Raw genomic sequence first — 18,195 nt, 5'->3', positions numbered from 1 at the left:
ACGTACACCGCTCGCACCGCGCCTCGACGCGCACCGTTACGTACTCAAGGAGCTCGCTTCATGCTGGCCACGAATGAGGAGTCGAACCCACTGCTCGGACACCGTGACGTGCGGGCCATCGCGCCCGGCGTCCACACCATCGGGCTCCAGGGCAACAGCCTGGCCGTGGAGACCGACGAAGGGCTGCTGATCGTCGACTCCGGGCCGTCGCCCCACCTCGTCCGCCCCGTGGTCGACCGGCTCCGCGAACTGACCGGCAAGCCGGTCCGCTGGATCGCCTACAGCCACGGCCACCTCGGCTACAACTACGGCGTGCCCGGGTTCGTCGAGGCCGCCGAGGAACGGGGCGAGCCGCGTCCGACAGTGATCGCGCACGCCAACGTCGTTCGCCGGTACCGCCGTTACCAGGAAACCGCGGGACTGCAGAACCACATCAACGCACGCCAGTTCCGTCGCCCCATCGAGGACTTCCCCTCGTCTCCCCCACTGACGTTCCCCGACCGGACCTTCACCGAATCGCTCACCCTGGACGCCACGGGACGCGCGGTCCGGCTGCTGTGGGCACCGTCGGAGACGGACGACGCGTTGGCGGTGTGGCTGCCGGAGGAGCGGATCCTGTACGCCGGCGCCGCAGTGATCAACGGCATTCCCAACATCGGCACCCCCATGCGGACGATGCGCGACACCATCCGCTGGGCCGACACCCTCGACCGGCTCGCCGCTCTCGATCCGGCGCTCGTGATCCCCGAATTCGGCCCGGCCATCCGCGACGGCGCCGTCGAGCAACTGACCGCGACCGCCGCCGCGTTGCGCTGGCTGCGCCGCGCAGTGGTGGACCGCCTCAACCAGGGCATGGGCGTCGACGACATCCTGCACGACATCGACTACCCGGCCGAACTCTTCGACGTGCCCTGGATGCGGGAGAACTACGGCCACCGAGAGTTCATCGCGCGCGACATCGTCCGCTCGGAAACCGGCTGGTGGGACGGCAACCCCACCCATCTGCACCCCTGCCGGCCCGCGACGGCCGCCGCCGTACGCGCCGACGCCATCGCCGACAAACAGGCGGTACTCGACCATGCCGCCCGGCTCCGTGACTCCGGGCGGGTGCAGGAGGCGCTGCACGTCATCGACCTGCTGGCACTCGCTCCCGGCGACGACCCCCACGTCGCCCTGGCCCGCAAGCTCAAGGCCGATCTCTGCGCCCTGCGCAAGGAGGACGCCACGAGCTACGTCTCCCGGAGCTGCTACACCGCTTCCTCCTGAACCGCGCGGGCGACGGCGATCCACCACCACGGGGACGCCACGGGACACCACAAGGAAAGCGGCCCGCCGCTCCGGGAAGAGCGACGGGCCGCGGTGCTGCGAGATGCTCACATGCCGGGGTGCTGCGGCGTCGGCACGGCGTCGGCGCGGACGACGATCACGCTGGCGATCTTGTCGGCGAACGTCTGGCTCCTGGCGTCCCAGATGGCCCACCACCAGCCCAGCCCGAACACCACGTTGTTGAGGAACTGGAGCAGGCGGCGGCCGAAGGCCAGGCCCACGCCGAGCATCCGGCCGTCGGCGGCGCGGATGGCCCGGATGCCGAGGACCTTCTTGCCCACGGTCTGTCCGGTGCGGCCTTCGAGCCGCAGCTGGAGGACCACGGCGACGATCATCGCCAGGACGCCGACCCAGCCGAGGACGACCGCCAGTGCGTCCCCGCTCTCGCCGGTGCTCTCCTCGATCGCGGTGCTGATGCCGACCATTACCCACAGCGGGCCGAAGTTGATCAGAACATCGAGCAGGAACGCGCCCGCGCGCTGGAACCAGCCCGCGTACGGCGGCTGCTGCTGCGGCCCGGTCGGGGCCCACGGCTGCTGCTGCGGCGGGTACGGCGCCCCGGCCTGCTGCGGATACCCGTACGGCTGTTGCGGCGGGTATCCGTACGCCGGCTGCTGGGGCGGGTAGCCGTACGACGCCTGCGGCGGCGGCCCGGGGTGACTCACTGCTCGTACTCCTTCGGTTCACTGCTGACCCATGAGGGACTTGCAGGACACAGCGTATGGGGCGTCAGTGACAACGATCATCCGGCGGGGTGCAGGGCGACGGCCCGGAGGAGCGCGTCCCGGCAGGCGAGGATGGCGGGGTGCCCGCTGCGGCCCCGGCGTACCACGGTGAAGACGCGGCGGGCGCGCTGGCCGCGCGGGAGGCGCCGGAGGGGGACGGCCGGCGGGTGGCCGCGCCAGAGGAGGTCGGGAAGGAAGGCGGCGGCGTGCTTCTGCTCGACGAGGCGGAGGTGGAGCAGGAGGTCCGTGGTCTCGAACCGCACATCGGGCTCGAATCCGGCGTTGCGGCACAACGTCATGGCCCAGTGCCGGGCGGCGGTGCCTTCGGGCTCCATCACCCAGGGGTGGTCCGCGAGTGAGCGCAAGGCCGCCGGCGGACTGTCGGCGGTGCCCGGCCCGTCGGCCGCTGCGGGCAACGCGAGATGGAGCGGGTCCTCGAAGAGGTCTTGCTGTTCGAGGTCGGCGGGCCGCGGATTGGGGTTGCCGGGGTACTCCTCGGCGAGGACCAGGTCGAAATCGCGGGCCTGGAGGGCGGGCAGCGCCCTTTCCGGTTCCATGTGCGTGACGTGGACGCGCAGGTGCGGGTGGAGGTCGCGCAGCAGGTCGAGCGTGGTCGGCACCAGGGCGAGGGCAGCCGTCTGGAACGACGCGATGCGCAGCGTGCCGGTCAGGGCGGCGAGGGAGGTGGCGATGTCCGCCTCCGCGCGCTCCAGACGTTCCAGGACCGCATCGGTGTGGGCGACGAGGATCTCGGCCTGCTCGGTCAGCCGTACCCGCCGCCCGACCGGTTCCAGCAGCCGGACGCCGACCTCGGCTTCCAGCTGGGCGAGCTGCTGGGAGACGGAGGACGGGGCGTAGGACAGGGCCGCGGCGACGGCCGCGAGCGTGCCGCGCTGCTTGAGTTCGCGCAGCAGGCGCAGTCGGTGCAGGTCGAACATCGGCAGACCGGTCTCCTTGCCGTCGCGCAGTGCAGCCACTGGTCGGCTTTTCCGAAGAGTATCCGTCGGAAACATTCGCTGGACCGATCGGAGGGGCGTACCGGACCCTGATCATGTGACTGATCACGTGGCGAGAAACGCGTCCCCTCTCCGTACGCTGCCGTGGTACGAGCGGCCCAGCGCCCGTACGTGGCGGTGTGCCCCCGCACCCGCCGAAGTGCGGAGCTTCCACTCCTCCCTGCCCGACTACTCCCCCACTCCGCTGACCGACCTCCCGCCCCTCGCGGCGGAGCTGGGGGTCGGCCGGGTCTTCGTCAAGGACGAGTCGTCCCGGCTGGGACTGCCCGCATTCAAAGCGCTCGGCGCGTCCTGGGCGGTCCACCGCACACTCGCCGAGCGGGCCTCGAACGGCGCGGAAGCGGGCCCGGTGACGCTGGTGACCGCCACCGACGGCAACCACGGCCGGGCGGTGGCCCGTACGGCGCGCCTGCTCGGGCAGCGCGCCCATGCCTTCGTTCCGCAGGGCGTGCATCCGCGGGCCGTGGCGGCCATCGCCGCCGAGCAGGCGCAGGTCACGGAGGTCCCGGGGCCGTACGACGAGGCAGTACGGCTGGCGGCCAGGGCGGCTGCCGCATCGGACGCGGTCCTGGTCCAGGACACCGCCTGGCCGGGGTACGAACGGATCCCGGGCTGGATCGTCGAGGGCTACAGCACCCTCTGCACCGAGATCGACGAGCAGCTGGCGGCCGCGGGAATCGCCCAGGGGCCCGGCCTCGTCGCCGTACCGGTGGGTGTGGGTTCGCTGGGCCAGGCGGTGGTCACCCATTACCGCAGCCGCCCGTCCGAGCGTGCGCCTGCGCTGCTGTCCGTGGAGCCGGAAGCCGCGGCCTGCGTCCTGGAAAGCCTCGTCCTCGGTGAACCCGTCAGTGTCACCACCGGCGAGACCATCATGGCCGGGCTGAACTGCGGCACACCCTCCAGCATCGCCTGGCCCTGCCTGCACGGCGGACTGGACGCCGCCGTCGCCGTCCCCGACGCCGACAGCGCCCGCGCGGCCGCCGACCTCGCCGCGCTCGGCGTCTCCTCGGGCCCCTGCGGGGCCGCGGCGCTCGCCGGCCTGCGTGCCGCACTCACCGGCGTGGGCGCCGACGTACGCCGCGCGGCACTGGGCCTCGACCCGCGCTCAGTGGTCGTACTCCTGAGCACCGAGGGCACCGCCGCCAACCCGCACTCCCCGGTTGATCCATGCTGACCCCACTCATGGCCGCACTCGGCGTCCTCGGCCTGCTGACCATCGTGCCGGGCCCGGACATGGCGGTCGTCACCCGCCGCGCCGTCGTGGCCGGGCCCCGGGACGGGCTGCGGACGGTCGGCGGCATCGCGACCGGGCTGCTGGTCTGGGGCGCGCTGACCGTCGCCGGGCTCGCTGCCGTACTGGCCGCCTCGCCTGCCGCATACCTCGTACTCAAGCTCCTGGGCGCCGGTTACCTGGTCTTCCTGGGCGCGCAGACGCTGTGGCAGCACCGCCGCGCCGCCCTCTCCTCTCCCGCCACACCGGATGCCGACGCCCGGGCCACCACCGGCAGTCCATGGCGGACCGGCCTGATCAGCAACGTCCTCAACCCGAAGATCGCGGTCTTCTACACCGGGCTTCTGCCCACCCTGGCACCTGCCGGGCTCCCCACCGCCTGGGCCATGACGCTCCTGGTCCTCCTCCACGCCGGTCTCACCCTGGCCTGGCTGAGCGGCTATGTGCTCCTGCTGTCCAAGGCCGGGCCCGTACTCCACAGGCCGCGGGTCCGCCGTGCTCTCGAACGGACCACGGGCGTCGTACTGATCGGCTTCGGCCTCGCGGTCGCCGCGGCCTCCGGCTGACCGCGGAACCTGGAAGGATGCGGTTCACGCAGGCCACCGGGGACTGACAGAGCATCATGAAGAGAAAGTGACTCTGCCGATGTACACCACTTCACTCAACGGCACCGTGCTCGCCTACGGTGTCCAGGGACCCACCGACGGCACGCCCGTGCTGCTCATTCACGGGCATCCCTTCAACCGGACGCTGTGGGATCCGCAGGCCGACGCCCTTGCCTCGGCCGGTTACCGGGTGATCACCCCGGACCTGCGAGGTTATGGGCAGAGTCCCGTGAGCGGCGACCTCGTGTACCTGTCCGACTTCGCCGACGACCTCGCCGCTCTCCTCGACCATCTGGGCATACCCACGGCAGTGGTCGGCGGCGTCTCCATGGGCGGCCAGATCACGATGGAGATGCAGGCCCGCCATCCCGACCGTGTCGCCGCCATGGTGCTCTCCGACAGCTCGGCGCCGGCGGAGACGCCGGACGGGAAGCTGTTCCGCAATCACCTGGCCGACCGCCTCCTCGCCGAGGGCATGGACGGGTACGCCGGTGAAGTCATCGACAAGATGCTCGCCGCGTACAACGTCTCCGCCCTCCCCCAGGTCGCCGACCGGGTGCTGACGATGATGCGCGCGACCGATCCGCGCGGCGCGGCGGCAGCGTTGCGGGGCAGGGCCGAACGCCCCGACTACCGACCCGGCTTGAGCGGTGTCGACGTACCGGTGCTGCTCCTCGTGGGGGCCGATGACGTCTACACCCCGCTGGCGGACGCCGAAGAGATCCGAAGCCATGTGCCGCACGCCCGGCTCGCGGTCATCGACCGAGCGGGCCACCTGCCCGGGGCCGAACAGCCGGAGGTCTTCAACCGGCACCTGCTCGCCTTCCTGGCCCGGGAGGTACCCGGCGTCCCGCGGTAGGCCCCTCCTACGGGGCCCGTTCAGCCGAGGATGAGGGGGAGGCGCGTGGCCATCTCGCCGAGTGCTGCCGTCTCCCTCTCGGCCGGCGTGCGTCGGCCGGTGCCGACCAGCAGCGCGTCCCTGTCGGAGAGCGCGGCCGGAAAGTCGGCGCCGGCAATCCTCTCCAGTGCTGTGCGTGCCGCCGCGAGGGTCTCGGCGGGCGGCCCGGCGGCCGAGGGCAGGTGGGCGATCAGGTCGAGGTGGTGCAGCGTCCATTCGAGTACGTACGCGGACAGGTAGTCGCCGACGGTCAGTACCTTGTCCTGCGTGCTGACGCGGGCGGTGGTGTCGGCGAGTCCGGCGGCGCGCCCGGCGGCCGAACCGACGTCGTCGAGGTGGAACTTGAGCCACCTCGGCTCGCCGTACGCGGCGGCCAGCCGGGGGATCAGCGCGTCGAGCGGGTCCTCGCCGGTCGGGGGTGCGTCGGCGAGGTCCCAGTAGGTGGCCGCGTCCACGGTCGGTTCGGTGTCGGCGGGTGTGACCAGGGTGATCAGGACGTCCTGGGCATCGATGACCAGGTGGCACACCAGGTCCCGGACGAGCCAGCCGGTACAGCCGGACGGCCGCTCGAAGTCCTCGTCCGGGGTGTCGGCGACGGCCGTGAGCAACGCCGTCCACGCGCGTGAGAAGAGATCCACGGCGGCACGGTAAGGCCGGACCGGAGCGGTGGACAAGCGATTCGGGCGGGCGGTTCGCCACCCGGCGAGAGGTTCGGCTCGCGCACCCACCTCTCCGTAATTTCGTAATAGCGTAATATCGAGCCATGGCTGACCCTCGCCCGGCGGGAGGTGCTGTTCACCGGTGCGCCGGAACTGCCCACGGGCGAACACTACGCAGGGCAGCAAGGCGCGGTCGCCGAGGAGTTGCTCGAAGCTGCTCGTGCTGATGTCCGCGGTGGTTCCGGCACCGAAATCAACGACGGAGGGGTAGTTGATGAACCGACGGAAGCTTCTGGGCATGGCGACGGCCGCGGCCGGTGTTTCGCTGTTGCCGGGCACGGCCATGGCCGCCCAGGGCGATCTGGCCGCGCGGGTGCGGCGTTACCTGGATCGCGCGTTGGAGAAGGACAGCCCGAGCGTGGTGTGCGGCGTCATCCGCGGCACACAGGAGTACATAGCGGGGGCGTCCCGGAACGGGCGCGACGCGGCACCGGACCGCAGAACGGTGTTCCAGCTCGGCTCGATCGGCAAGACGCTCACCGCCACGGCTCTCGCGCGCGCGGTGAGTGCGGGCACGGTCCGTCTCGACGCGCCGCTCACCCTTCCCCCCGAATTCCACATCCCGGCCCGGGGCCCTCGTCGGATCACCCTGGCCGACCTGGCGACCCACTCCTCCGGCCTGCCCCAGCTGCCGCCGAATCTGCTGACGGAAGCGGACCCGTACGACCCGTACGCGCACTACACACTGGACGACCTGGCCGCCGGTCTGGCCAGAACGACCCTGCTCACCGACCCGGGCACCGCCTACCAGTACTCGAACCTCGGCTTCGGGCTGCTCGGCCAGGCCCTCGCCTTCGACGACGTGGACGCGATGGTGCGGCGCCGCGTGACCGGACCGCTGCGCCTGTCCGACACGACGACGGAGCTGCGGCCGGACATGGCGGCACGCAAGGCCGTGGGCCATCTCGCGGGTGAACCCGTCCCCGACTGGCACGATCACGTTCTCAGCGGTGCGGGCACCTCCCTCTACAGCACCGCCGGCGACATGGTCCGCTTCCTGCGCGCACAGCTGCGGCCGGAGCGCTCGCCGTTCGGAGAGGCCATCGAACTGACCCAGCGTCCGCACTTCACCGCGACCGAGCACCTGCGGCTCGGGCTCGGCTGGCACATCGGCTCGCTGTCCAACGGCCGGGCCATGACCTGGCACAACGGCGGCACGGGCGGCTTCAGCACCTGTACCGCGTTCAGCAGGCGGAGCGGCACGGCAGTGGTGATGATGGTGAACACCTTCAGCGAGGGGAGCGAGGCCGACGGCGGGCTCCGCCCCGTCGACTCGCTGACCTTCGGCCTCCTCTCCGAGCTCGACGGGAGCTGACCTTCCCAAGGCTCGGTCGGTTGGGTAGGCCGGTCGGTGTGTGGGCCGATAGGCAGGTGGACCGGTAGATGTGAGCCGGCAGGCGGGTGGGTCGTTCAGGTGCGGGGAGCGGCGCCCTCCGGCCCCGGAAGGGCGGGGGGCAGGCCGGGCTCGCCCCCGGCCAGGGCCCGGGCGACGCCGGTGTCCAGATCGGCGTGCAGGCCGGTGTCGAAAGCCCGTTGGTAGGCGTGGGCACCGAGCGCCTGCCGGGCGCGCTGTTCGCAGGCCCGGCGGTCGGCCTCCCATGCGGGGATGCCCAGCTGCGGCCGGCCGAGGGTGCCCCAGATCTGCTGGGCGAGGCCGAGCAGATAGGCGGCGTGCTTATTCCGGCCGAGGCCGGCCGTGGCCTGGGCCAGCACCTCGATGGCCATGCCCCTGCCCACGCCTTCGTGCAGCCGGTGCTTCACCTGGAGGGCAGACCTGGCGTATGCCTCCGCGGTCAGGTGCCGGCCCAGGGCCAGCTCGGCCTGGGCGTAGTTGATCTCGACCCAGGAGCGCAGACAGCACTCGTCGTGCGAGGCGCAGTAGGCGTGCAGCCCGTCCAGTACGGCTACGGCCCGCTCGATGCGGCCGGTGGAAATGTACGCGTGGCCGCTGGCGGCCATCGTCATCACGACGGGGTAGTCGACCTCGTCCATGCGCTGACGCGGGACCGGCAGCGACTCGCTCAGGGTCACCAGTTCCCTGTAGTCACTCCGCAGGATCGCCAGGAGAACGGCGGTGGCGGTCGCGGTGGCGGCTTCGGCCTCGCCGAACCGGCCTGCCTGATCGGCGCACTGGGCGGCCCAGATCTCGGCAGCGGCTCGGTCACCCAACTGGAACAAGAGCATGCAACAGCCGAACAGTGCCCTGACGCGCGTACGACTCGGAGCCGTGTCCGCGGTCAGTGCCCTGCTCAGGTAGTACTGACCCTCCGTGACGAACCCGCAGCCGTACCAGAAGAACCACAGCGCGCCGGCCAGTTCCAGCGCGGTGTGGTGGTCCGCGGGCCGGGACAGGCAGAACTCCAGCGCGGCACGGAGGTTGCCGTGCTCGGCGGTCATCCGGTCGCACCAGGCGAACTGGTCGGGACCGAACCAGGCGGCGTCCCCGGCCCGTGCCAGCCGCACGTAGTGGTCGCGGTGCCTGCGGTGCAGCGCGTCCTCCTCGCCCAGCCGGCTCAACCAGCTGCCGCCGTACTCGCGGAGGGTGTCGAGCATCCGGTACCGCTCCCCCGCCTCGGCCGGGTGCCAGGTCAGGATCGACTTCTCCACCAGGGAGCCGAGCAGGGCCGGAATGTCCGCTGCCGGCAGCCGGGTGTCGGCACACACCTGCTCGGCCGCCTCGGCGTCGAAGCTCCCGGCGAACACCGACAGCCGGGCCCACAGCAGCCGCTCGGCCGGGGTGCACAGCTGATGGCTCCAGCCGATCGCGGTACGCAGCGCCTGGTGCCAGGGAGGAATGGTGTCCTGCACCGCGTGCTCGGTCTCGCCGAGGAGTGCGTACCGCTCCTCCTCCAGCCGCCGGTTCAGCTCCGCCAGCGGCAGATGGCGCAGCCGCGCCGCGGCCAGCTCGATCGCCAGCGGCAGTCCCTCCAGCCGCCGGCAGAGGGTCACGAGCTCGGCCCGGTTGGCGGGGGTGAGCACGAAGCCGGGCACCGCGCGGGCGGCACGGTCGGCGAGCAGTACGAGCGCGTCGGCCTCGGCGCCGTCGGCGGCGGTGCCGTCTGCTGCCGGATCAGCCGGGCCCGCGGGGTCCGCTCGATACTCCAGGCCCGTCGGGTCCACCGGGCCCGCAGGGTCGACGCCTCCGCCCTCCCGCTTCGCCGGCGCCGGGAGCGGGAGTGGTTCGAGTGTGAACACCTCTTCGGTGAGCAGGTTGAGGGGGCGGCGGCTGGTGGCCAGGATCCGCAGTCCCGGTGCGGCGTGCAGCAGCGCCTCGGTGACCATCTGGCACTCCTCGACCAGATGCTCGCACGTGTCCAGCACCAGCAGCAGCTGACGGCCCGCCAGGTGGTCGGCCAGCATGTCGATCACCGATCGGGGGGAGTGGTCGGCGAGCGGCAACGCCTCGGCGATGGTGTGCGGCAGCAGTTTTCCCTGGCGCAGCGGTGACAGCTCGACCCACCACGCCCCGTCGGCGAACAACGGCTGGAGCGTCGCCGCGGTACGCAGCGCCAGCCGGGTCTTGCCCACCCCGCCCACACCGGTCACCGTCATCAGCCGGGAGCGCCCGACCCGCCGCGCCACCTGCCTCAGCTCCGCCCGGCGCCCGACCAAGGGGCTCGCCTCGACCGGCAGATTCCCCACCCGCTGTTCCGTGACCAACCGGCCATCCCCTCGTCCGGCCCCGGTGCGTTCCGCGGCCTCGTGCGTCCCAGGTGCGCGTTCCGCTCGCCCCGTGTGCTGTTCCCGGTGCTAACAGAATGCCGTGGTGGGGTGCGGCACTTCTCCGGAACCAGCACGGGCTCCCCGACGGGGTGAAAGGGTGCGGCCCAACATCCCAGCAAAGGGTGCGGACCAACACCCGACCGTCGCCGTCGGCGGTCCCCGAGAGTGACTACAGCTGGTAGATCCGGAGTGACTACAACTGGTAGATCCGGCCGGTCTGCGCGCCCTCCACCGAGCGTACGTACGCCTGGGCGACACGCTCCAGCGGTACCGAGCCCATGCCCGGGAAGAAGTCGCCGTAGGTGTCCGGGGGCTCGGTGAAGACGGTCGGGGAGACCGCGTTCACCCGACGCGGGGCGATCTCGATGGCGGCGGCGCGTACGAAGGCCTCGACGGCGCCGTTGGCGAGGGAGGCGGCGGCGCCGGTGCGGATCGGTTCGTGGGCGAGGACGCCGGTGATCAGGGTGAAGGAGCCACGCGCGGCGACGTGCGTCAGGCCCTGGCGGACCAGCTCGGCCTGGGAGAGCACCTTGCCGGTGAAGGCGGCCTGCCAGTCGTCCGGGCCGAGTTCGGCCAGCGGCTCGTACGGCACCGAGCCGGCCGCGCTGACCACGGCGTCCAGCGGTCCGGCCGCCTCGTAGAGGGCGGTGACCTGCGCCGGGTCGGTGATGTCGAAGCGGAGGTCGCCCGAGGAGCGGCCGACGGTGCGGACCTTGTGGCCACGGTCTGCGAGGGTCTGGTGCACGGCGCGGCCGAGGGTGCCGCTCGCGCCGATCATGCGCCTGACCGAGCCCGGCACACGGTTGTGCGAGAGCGCGCACCGAATCCTCGGCCAGCTCGACGACGCCCTCGCCGACGCGGCCGGGCACGGTACACCGCGTCCCCTGCGGCTGGCTTTCGCGTGGGCGGCGCTGGGCAGCCACACCGTGCCGCTGCTCCGCGCCTGGCGCGAGCGGCATCCCGAGGTTCCGGTCCACATCAGGCGGGCCGACGATCCGGCGGCACTGCTCCGCCGCGGCGACGCGGACCTGGCGTTCCTACGGCTGCGCCCGGAGCCGGACGACTCGTACGTGGTCCACAGCGCGCTGATCCGTGAGCGCCGGATGGCCGCCGTGCCTGTGGGGCATCCGCTCGCGGACCGCACGGACGTGGCGTTGGCCGAACTGTGCGAGGAGACGGTGGCCCTGTGCGCAACGGCCGCGACGACCAGCGCCGAGCTGTGGCCGGCGGGACGGCGACCGCGCACCGTGACCGTGCCGGGCGTGGACGAGTGGCTGACCACGATCGCCACCGGCGCGGCGGTCGGCGTCACGGCCGAGGGCACCGTGCACCAGCACCCTCATCCGGGAGTGTGCTACCTGCCGGTGCGCGACGCGGACCCGGTCACCGTCCTCCTCGCATGGCCAGCGCGCCCCGCCCACCCGGCGACGGACGCCTTCCGCCGCCATGTGCGACGGACGCCTTCCGCCGCCATGTGGAACGGCAGGTGACGGAAGCCGGCCGGCCCGACTGACATGAGCCCTGCCTACGAGCCCTCCTACCGCCCGCCCTCCGGATACAGCGTCTGCAGCAGGTCGTCGACGAAGCGATCGAGGTCGTCCAGGCCGGCGGCGGCCAGCGTGTCGGGGCCGTCCGCGAGAAGGTGGAGCACGGCGGCGTGCACCGCGATCCTCGACGCCGAGGCGCTGACGCGGATCATCGCGGAGCACCGCCTGAGCGACCTGCCGTCCGCCCTGCGCGCCTACGACACCGAGCGCCGCCGCGGCGCCCAGCGCGTCGCCTTCGCCTCCCGGTCCCTCCACCGCCTCATAACCACCCGCCACACGGGTCTCCGGGACACACTGATGCGCGTGCTGCCCGGCTAGGGCTGCCACAAGGGTCAGCGCACCAGTGGCGCGGCGTGCGCGACGAATGCCTCGATGGCCTGCTTGGCCTCGGCGTCCCGGCTGTTCCGGTCCGCTTGGTCCACCGCGTTGGACACCTCCCGGGTGCACTCGTACGCCCGCTCGGCCGCGCGGATCACCTCGGTGTCATCAGTGAGCAGTTTGACCCGGTAGAGGGCTTGCCGGGCCTCGGTTCTCAGGCGGTGTGCCTCGTCCCGCGCCGCGAGAAACGCCTCCCCTTCCGGCTCCTTCTTCTTGCGGTACCAGCGGTCCGCCTGGCCATGGCGGTACTGCTCCGCCGCCTCGGCGAACGCGCTGTAGGTGGCCATGCGCTCCTGCCGCAACGCCTCGGACCGGGTGAACAGCTCACTGCGCCGCGACGCCCGCCGCTGGAACGCATGCGTGATGACGGACCCCAGCAACGTGCCCACAACCGCTACGACAGTCGTCCAGATGGCTTCCACGACACCAGTCGATCACAACAACTCCGGCACGGGACAAGGGGCAAGGGGCAAGCGGTGTGCCGCTCTTCCGTGTTGGCCCGCCTTCGCCCGTCTTCTTCCGTCACACAACGGGCACCTCGTCGGCGCCCCCGCGCGCTCAGGCGGCGAGTCGCTGGGCCTGGGGCCGGGCCACCGCGCGTGCGGGAGCGGTCGGCAGACGCACCGGGGTGGGCGCGATGCGGGCGGGCTCCGTCGGGGTGTGGGTGGTCAGGACCCGGTACGTCGTCTTGGTCGGGTCCTCCAGCGGCTCACCCAGGGACAGCCGGCCCGCGGAATACAGCTCGTCGCAGACGGCGGTCGGCAGCGCCACGTAGCAGCCCCCCTTGTTGGTACGGGAGTCGTACGGCTGCCAGTAGCCGTACCGGCGCCGTCCACCGGCCCGTACGGTGACGAACACCGGGGTACGGGAGTCGGCGATGGTGCGCAGGACGTCGGCGGTGGCAGCGCCGGACGGGCCGGCGGAGCGGGAGCGCGGGGCGGGGTGCGAGGAAGGACGGGAGACGGCCCGGGCGGGGCGCTGGGGCCGGGACGGGGGCCGGTACGGAGACTGGTGCTGGGCCTGGAACATGATCACCCTCCCGTGACCGCAGTGCGCAGAACACCGAGTCGTCCGGCCGGGGCAGGCCGCCTCGACAGCGGTCTGCCGCTGGATATGGCAGATATGACAGATGCGGCGGGTTCGACAGGTGCTGCCCGGCCACGCGTGAGCATGAGCTTCCCGGTCGGTACCCGGCAGAGGTCGGGAGACATCAGGGCGCACCTTTCCGAGGACGGAGACTCATGATCACGTACCCCCATTCAATCAGGTGTTGATCATTCCACCCAACTTCCTTATGGGTGCGTGTCTTTATGTGCTCCGTACTTTTCGGGGCCCGCTCGGCCCCGGTGGGCCTTCACCGCCCTTTCGCCGACCCCTGCACCATCACTGGCGTTGGAGGCTGCGGGCCGCGCCGGCGGCGACGGTCGTGGCGAACACCCAGCCCACGGCGGTCAGGAAGAAGGCCGGCCATTGCCAGGGTCCGGTCGGCGCGAAGGCCTTTTCCTGGCCGAAGTCGACGACCGGGAGCAGCAGGTCGGCCGCGTACACGAAGGCATTGAATTCCGGGCCCTTGCCCGGCTCCAAGGGCGCCGGCGGATTCAGTCCGTAGGTGACGGTGCCGAGCAGCAGCAGCGCGACCAGCCAGGCCACCGCCCGGGCGGGCCGGAAGCCGTAGCCCACGGTCACGTCCTGGAGGTACCCCCACAGCCGTCCGGGCCAGGACCGGCTCCGGCGGTGCCGGCGGTGTCCGGCGAGCAGCACGGTCCGTGCTTCGCCGTCCTCGCCGGTATCGCGGTAGACCCGGGCGAGCTGCTCGTAACCGTGCCGGACAAAACCGTCCTCGTCGCGCTCCAGCAGCGGCAGCCGGCGGGCGGCCGGCAACCGGGGCGTGAGCGCCTGGTAGGTCAGTCCTTCCAGGCGTACGATGCCGGGCCACACCGCGGGGTCCGCCTCGATCGCCTTGAAGGTGGAGTCGTGCAGCTTGACGGCGCCCTCGATGGGCCGGGCGTCGCGGAAGGTGAGCTGACGGGCCTCACAGCTGCTGAGCCCCAGTGCGACTCCCCCGGGGTTGTGCAGCCGCGCCTCGATGAAGGAGATCCAGCCGCCGGCCCTGGTGCCGGTGAGTCTGACCCGGCCCTCGGCGACCAGACCGCCGGCGTTCAGGAGGGTGCCCAGGCTGAGGCCGGGCGCGTCCAGCGCGGTGCTCCCCGGGTTGTGCAGCCGCGCGTCCTCCAGGTCCAGGGCACACGCCACCTGCGCCGCCTCCAGTACGACGGCGCCGTGTGCCACCAGGCGCGGGGCGCTGATGTCGCCCTCGACGTGGGCGCGCCCGAGCCGCAAGGGGCCGGTGACGTGGCAGCCGGCGAGCAGGAGATCGCCCTCGACGCGCAGTCCGGTCGCGGTGAGCCCGGGGAGCCGTGAGCCACGGAGGTCGAGTTGGCGCAGGCGGGTGCCGCGCAGGTCGGGTGCGTGCGTGAACTGGCAGTTCGTCAGCCGCACCAGATACGGGATCTCGGCGAACGCGAGGTCGAGCCGGCCGGTGACGGTGACACCGTCGAGCACCAGCGCGGGTATCCCGCCCTCCGTGTCCGGGGCGGAGAGGAGCAGTGCGCGCAGGACGGCAGCTCGTACCGTTCCGGCTCGTACCGCTGTTCCGGCCGGCTCCCCACGGGCGAAGGCGCGCTGGATACGGGTTTCCAAGGGAGTCAGGTCTATGAGGGCCACGCGGCGACGTTACCGAGACGGAGGAGGCCGTAGGCGTTCATCGACTACGTACGAGTTCGTCGATTCCGGAGGTGTTCGGCGATCGCTTTTGGGGCATTCGGGAGTCAGGTGGACGTCCGGGTCTGCAGGCCGGACCCCTGCCAGGGTATGTCAGTTCGGACCAGGAGCAGGTGTGCCCGCCGGGCTCCATGGCCAGTCACCAGCTGGCCATGGAGCGCAGTCCCCCGCTGCGGAACAGCCCCTCGTCACTTCCCCGCTGCGAGTTCGCCGCTGAGCCGGCCGTGCAGATGCGCACTGGGGTCGTTCAGGCCGGTGATCTCGACGGTCTTGCCGCGCTGGGCGTACTTGGTCTCGATCGCATCCAGCGCGGCCACGGATGAGGCGTCCCAGACATGGGCGGCGGACAGGTCGATGACGACGTTGTCCGGGTCACCGGCGTAGTCGAACCGGCCGACGAGGTCGTTGGAAGAGGCGAAGAACAGTTCGCCGGTGACCCGGTAGACGGCGGTGCTGCCGTCGGGGTCGGTCACGGCGGTGACCTCGGCGAGGTGGGCGACCCGCTTGGCGAAGACGACCATCGCGGTGATCGAGCCGACGACGACGCCGATGGAGAGGTTGCTGGTCGCGACCACGACGACGACCGTGATCACCATGACGGTGGTCTCGCCGACGGGCATCCGCTTGAGCGTGGCGGGCTTGATCGAATGCCAGTCGAAGGTGCCGACCGAGACCAGGACCATCACGGCGACCAGCGCGGCCATGGGGATCTCGGACACGACCGGCCCGAGGACGATGCAGAGGATCAGCAGGAAGAAGCCGGCGAGGAAGGTGGAGAGCCGGGTACGCGCCCCGTTCTTGACGTTGATCATCGTCTGGCCGATCATCGCGCAGCCGCCCATGCCGCCGAAGAACCCGGTGACGATGTTGGCGATGCCCTGGCCGATGGATTCGCGGGTCTTGTTGGAGCGGGTGTCGGTCAGCTCGTCCACCAGCTTCGCCGTCATCAGCGACTCCATCAGTCCGACCAGCGCCATCGCGAGGGCGTACGGGGCGATGACGGTCAGGGTGTGGAGGCTGAAGGGGACGTCGGGCAGCCCCGGAACGGGCAGGGACGACGGCAGCTTGCCCTTGTCGCCGACGGTGGGCACGGCGATGCCGGCCGCCACGGTGATCACGGTGAGGATGACGATGGAGACCAGCGGCGCGGGCACGGCCTTGGTGAGCCGGGGGAAGAACAACATGAGGAGCAGACCGGCGACCACCAGCGGGTAGACCGCCCACGGCACGTCTCGCAGGTTCGGTATCTGGGCGGTGAACAGCAGGATGCCCAGTGCGTTGACGAAGCCGACCATCACCGAGCGCGGTACGAACCGCATCAGCTTGGCGACGCCCAGCGTGCCGAGGACGATCTGGAAGACACCGGCCAGGATGACGGTCGCGATCAGGTGGCCGAGGCCGTGCTCGCGGGCTACCGGGGCCACCACCAGGGCCACGGCGCCGGTGGAGGCAGAGATCATCGCGGGTCGGCCGCCGACGAAGGCGATCACCATCGCCATGGTGCAGGCCGCGAACAGTCCCACCCTCGGATCCACCCCGGCGATCACCGAGAACGAGATCGCCTCCGGAATCAGCGCCAGGCCGACGACCAGCCCGGCCAGCACCTCGGTACGGAAGACCTTGGGCGAGGCCGGCCAGACGGGGCGGCCGGCCGCCTGCAGCCGCCCACGGGCGGAGGCGAGAGAAGACAACAACGCAGTACCTGTCATGCTCGGGCACGCGCGCTCGGCGGGCCGGTGCGGCGTGCGGAAAGGCGGGGCAGCCCGGACGGCACCCTGGCAGGAGACGCACGTGCGCGAGCCCATGGCTGCCGACGCCGCAGCATGCCCGGATCGTTCTTCCGGGGTCGACACCGGCCCCGAAACGGCAACGGAGAGCAGCAGCACTCACCGCTCTCCGGCCACAATTCTACCCAGGGCGGCTCCCGCCTTTACACCGGCCTTACGGCCGTCACGTGCCCAGGGGCACGTCCGCGCCGGTCAGGGTGGCCCGTATGCCGTCCTTCGTCACGGAGATGCCGCGCAGCCGGAGGTCGCCCGGCAGGTCGTCCGGCAGCTGGGCCGAGAACTCCATGTCCTTGGCGACCTTCGGCTCCCGCACCTTCTGCAGGCCGCGGATGAGCGACGGATCGATGCCGGCGGGTGCGAGGACCGAGGGATGCTCGGCGAGGGCGTCCAGCGCCCGGCCCTTCATCAGCTGGTCCGGGCGGAGGCGCTGCCCGGTCGCCTGCTGGAGGTCGCGCTGGTCCATCCTGTCGGCAGCGGGCGTGGTCAGCTGCAGGCCGCCGCCCTCGCCCGGGGTGTACGTGAGCAGGCCGGGCACCACCACTCGTGCGTTCGCCACGGTCAGGGTCAGGCCGTGATCCCCGGTACGCCGCAGGTGTGCCCGCGCCCGGATCTCCGCCTGCTTGCCCGCCACCGGCAGATCGCCGTTGACCTGCACGCTGTTCTTCTGAGGACCGGGGGCCAGCTGAACCTGCGAGGCGCCGACCTCGCGGTTCAGGTCGTCGAAGTCGAGGAAGACGTCGCCGCGCACCCGGCTGAGGACCGCGCCCTTGACCGAGGTCGGGAGGCTGCCGACGATCCGTATGTCGTCCACCGTCCCCTTCACCTGTGCGACGGAGACCCGCCCGGCGGGTACGTCGGGCACATTGACCTCGACGTGGTCGAGGTGCTTGGTGGCAAGCTGGCCGAGGAACGGGAAGCTGTCGATGTGCACCTCGGGCTCGGCACGCAGCTTCAGGGCGTCCTGCACCTTCTCCGCTGCCAGGTTCTCCGCGTAGAGCACGGCCCAGCGATCGCCGAGGGCCAGGAACGCGAGCACGACGGCCAGGGCGACGACCGTTTTCACGGTCCTCCGCACGATGCGACGGCCGCGGGACGGCCGGCCTCCGGCAACCGGAGGTGTCTCAGGAGGAGTCGCTCTGTACGTATCCGCGGTTTCCCTCGGTGTTGTCTCGGTCTGTGGCATCGCGTGTTCGGGAGATCCGTTCGAGGTCACCGCCACATGCGATCACAGGGCGGATGCGTTCGTCCAAGTCCCGTACGACTGCACGCAAGTCGGACTCATCCCGGGAGCATGGCGCGCCGGCTGATCCCCCGGGTCGGCGACCACGGTGGCGGGGGCGTCCCGACGCCGCATCAGAGCCTCGCCCTGCGCCGAGTGTCGGCCGGAGGCCGTTGGCCGGAACCGTCCGGACGGGTATGCGATCCCTAGTGCCAGGTCACAGGGGTTGGGCACAATCGA

At 71.4% G+C, this 18,195-nt stretch carries 17 protein-coding genes; 6 read left to right on the top strand and 11 right to left on the bottom strand.

The annotated features are described in order from the left end of the window. The first annotated feature begins 60 nt into the window (after positions 1–60). Complete coding sequence (locus tag ACZ6WH_RS17160) at positions 61–1,266, top strand: alkyl sulfatase dimerization domain-containing protein (protein ID WP_469729255.1); 1,206 nt, start codon at positions 61–63, stop codon at positions 1,264–1,266. A 107-nt stretch (positions 1,267–1,373) separates the two neighbouring features. On the opposite strand, the gene ACZ6WH_RS17155 is transcribed toward ACZ6WH_RS17160, so the two are convergent. Continuing rightward, positions 1,374–1,991 carry an RDD family protein gene (locus ACZ6WH_RS17155; protein WP_469729254.1) on the bottom strand — a complete coding sequence of 206 codons (618 nt, stop codon included), beginning with the start codon at positions 1,989–1,991 and terminating at the stop codon, positions 1,374–1,376. A 77-nt stretch (positions 1,992–2,068) separates the two neighbouring features. Further along, entirely contained in the window at positions 2,069–2,989 is a 921-nt protein-coding gene (locus ACZ6WH_RS17150) for a LysR family transcriptional regulator (protein WP_469729627.1), read from the bottom strand. Between the two features lie 127 nt (positions 2,990–3,116). Here ACZ6WH_RS17150 and ACZ6WH_RS17145 point away from each other — a divergent pair, with 127 nt between their 5' ends. From ACZ6WH_RS17145 to ACZ6WH_RS17135, 3 genes are all read left to right on the top strand, one after another. Next, positions 3,117–4,241, top strand: a complete 1,125-nt coding sequence (locus tag ACZ6WH_RS17145; protein ID WP_469729253.1) for a diaminopropionate ammonia-lyase — start codon at positions 3,117–3,119, stop codon at positions 4,239–4,241. Beyond that, complete coding sequence (locus ACZ6WH_RS17140; protein ID WP_469729252.1) at positions 4,235–4,864, top strand: LysE family translocator; 630 nt, start codon at positions 4,235–4,237, stop codon at positions 4,862–4,864. The genes ACZ6WH_RS17145 and ACZ6WH_RS17140 overlap by 7 nt, the downstream gene beginning before the upstream one ends. A gap of 79 nt (positions 4,865–4,943) precedes the next feature. Beyond that, positions 4,944–5,762: an alpha/beta fold hydrolase gene (locus tag ACZ6WH_RS17135; protein WP_469729251.1), complete on the top strand. Its 819-nt coding sequence runs from the start codon at positions 4,944–4,946 to the stop codon at positions 5,760–5,762. A 20-nt stretch (positions 5,763–5,782) separates the two neighbouring features. Here ACZ6WH_RS17135 and ACZ6WH_RS17130 read toward each other — a convergent pair whose 3' ends face one another. Further along, positions 5,783–6,439, bottom strand: coding sequence for a maleylpyruvate isomerase N-terminal domain-containing protein (locus tag ACZ6WH_RS17130; RefSeq protein ID WP_469729250.1), 657 nt, complete (start codon positions 6,437–6,439; stop codon positions 5,783–5,785). A gap of 295 nt (positions 6,440–6,734) precedes the next feature. On the opposite strand from ACZ6WH_RS17130, the gene ACZ6WH_RS17125 reads away from it, so the two are divergent. Continuing rightward, positions 6,735–7,835, top strand: a complete 1,101-nt coding sequence (locus tag ACZ6WH_RS17125; protein ID WP_469729249.1) for a serine hydrolase domain-containing protein — start codon at positions 6,735–6,737, stop codon at positions 7,833–7,835. Positions 7,836–7,930: 95 nt separating this feature from the next. On the opposite strand, the gene ACZ6WH_RS17120 is transcribed toward ACZ6WH_RS17125, so the two are convergent. Together ACZ6WH_RS17120 and ACZ6WH_RS17115 are read right to left on the bottom strand one after the other, a co-directional pair. After that, complete coding sequence (locus ACZ6WH_RS17120) at positions 7,931–10,162, bottom strand: ATP-binding protein (protein ID WP_469729248.1); 2,232 nt, start codon at positions 10,160–10,162, stop codon at positions 7,931–7,933. A 274-nt stretch (positions 10,163–10,436) separates the two neighbouring features. Beyond that, positions 10,437–11,021: a short chain dehydrogenase gene (locus tag ACZ6WH_RS17115; protein WP_469729247.1), complete on the bottom strand. Its 585-nt coding sequence runs from the start codon at positions 11,019–11,021 to the stop codon at positions 10,437–10,439. Between ACZ6WH_RS17115 and ACZ6WH_RS17110 the strand changes: the two genes are divergently transcribed. Continuing rightward, entirely contained in the window at positions 11,020–11,733 is a 714-nt protein-coding gene (locus tag ACZ6WH_RS17110; protein WP_469729246.1) for a LysR family substrate-binding domain-containing protein, read from the top strand. The two genes, ACZ6WH_RS17115 and ACZ6WH_RS17110, sit on opposite strands and share 2 nt — an antisense overlap. A 47-nt stretch (positions 11,734–11,780) precedes the next feature. On the opposite strand, the gene ACZ6WH_RS17105 is transcribed toward ACZ6WH_RS17110, so the two are convergent. From ACZ6WH_RS17105 to ACZ6WH_RS17080, 6 genes are all read right to left on the bottom strand, one after another. Then, entirely contained in the window at positions 11,781–11,942 is a 162-nt protein-coding gene (locus tag ACZ6WH_RS17105; protein WP_469729245.1) for a hypothetical protein, read from the bottom strand. Positions 11,943–12,122: 180 nt separating this feature from the next. Then, positions 12,123–12,590 (bottom strand): hypothetical protein, encoded by a 468-nt coding sequence (locus ACZ6WH_RS17100; RefSeq protein WP_469729244.1) that lies wholly within the window; start codon positions 12,588–12,590, stop codon positions 12,123–12,125. Positions 12,591–12,726: 136 nt separating this feature from the next. After that, positions 12,727–13,197, bottom strand: a complete 471-nt coding sequence (locus ACZ6WH_RS17095) for a hypothetical protein (RefSeq protein WP_469729243.1) — start codon at positions 13,195–13,197, stop codon at positions 12,727–12,729. Between the two features lie 354 nt (positions 13,198–13,551). Then, positions 13,552–14,892, bottom strand: coding sequence for a membrane-associated oxidoreductase (locus ACZ6WH_RS17090; protein WP_469729242.1), 1,341 nt, complete (start codon positions 14,890–14,892; stop codon positions 13,552–13,554). 245 nt (positions 14,893–15,137) lie between these two features. Continuing rightward, a complete protein-coding gene (locus ACZ6WH_RS17085) occupies positions 15,138–16,658 on the bottom strand; it encodes a SulP family inorganic anion transporter (RefSeq protein WP_469729241.1) in 1,521 nt (506 codons plus the stop codon). 241 nt (positions 16,659–16,899) lie between these two features. Next, complete coding sequence (locus tag ACZ6WH_RS17080; protein WP_469729240.1) at positions 16,900–17,799, bottom strand: LmeA family phospholipid-binding protein; 900 nt, start codon at positions 17,797–17,799, stop codon at positions 16,900–16,902. Positions 17,800–18,195: the final 396 nt, after the last annotated feature.

This window comes from Streptomyces sp. NPDC050806 (assembly GCF_055586425.1).
This window is presented reverse-complemented; position numbering and strand designations above follow the sequence as displayed.

Bases quoted from the DNA above. Each gene is read 5' to 3' on its own strand.
- ACZ6WH_RS17160 (WP_469729255.1), top strand. From the start codon at position 61: ATGCTGGCCACGAATGAGGAGTCGAACCCACTGCTCGGACACCGTGAC.
- ACZ6WH_RS17150 (WP_469729627.1), bottom strand. From the start codon at position 2,989: ATGTTCGACCTGCACCGACTGCGCCTGCTGCGCGAACTCAAGCAGCGC.
- ACZ6WH_RS17140 (WP_469729252.1), top strand. From the start codon at position 4,235: ATGCTGACCCCACTCATGGCCGCACTCGGCGTCCTCGGCCTGCTGACC.
- ACZ6WH_RS17135 (WP_469729251.1), top strand. From the start codon at position 4,944: ATGTACACCACTTCACTCAACGGCACCGTGCTCGCCTACGGTGTCCAG.
- ACZ6WH_RS17125 (WP_469729249.1), top strand. From the start codon at position 6,735: ATGAACCGACGGAAGCTTCTGGGCATGGCGACGGCCGCGGCCGGTGTT.
- ACZ6WH_RS17110 (WP_469729246.1), top strand. From the start codon at position 11,020: ATGCGCCTGACCGAGCCCGGCACACGGTTGTGCGAGAGCGCGCACCGA.
- ACZ6WH_RS17115 (WP_469729247.1), bottom strand. From the start codon at position 11,021: ATGATCGGCGCGAGCGGCACCCTCGGCCGCGCCGTGCACCAGACCCTC.
- ACZ6WH_RS17105 (WP_469729245.1), bottom strand. From the start codon at position 11,942: ATGATCCGCGTCAGCGCCTCGGCGTCGAGGATCGCGGTGCACGCCGCC.
- ACZ6WH_RS17095 (WP_469729243.1), bottom strand. From the start codon at position 13,197: ATGTTCCAGGCCCAGCACCAGTCTCCGTACCGGCCCCCGTCCCGGCCC.
- ACZ6WH_RS17085 (WP_469729241.1), bottom strand. From the start codon at position 16,658: ATGACAGGTACTGCGTTGTTGTCTTCTCTCGCCTCCGCCCGTGGGCGG.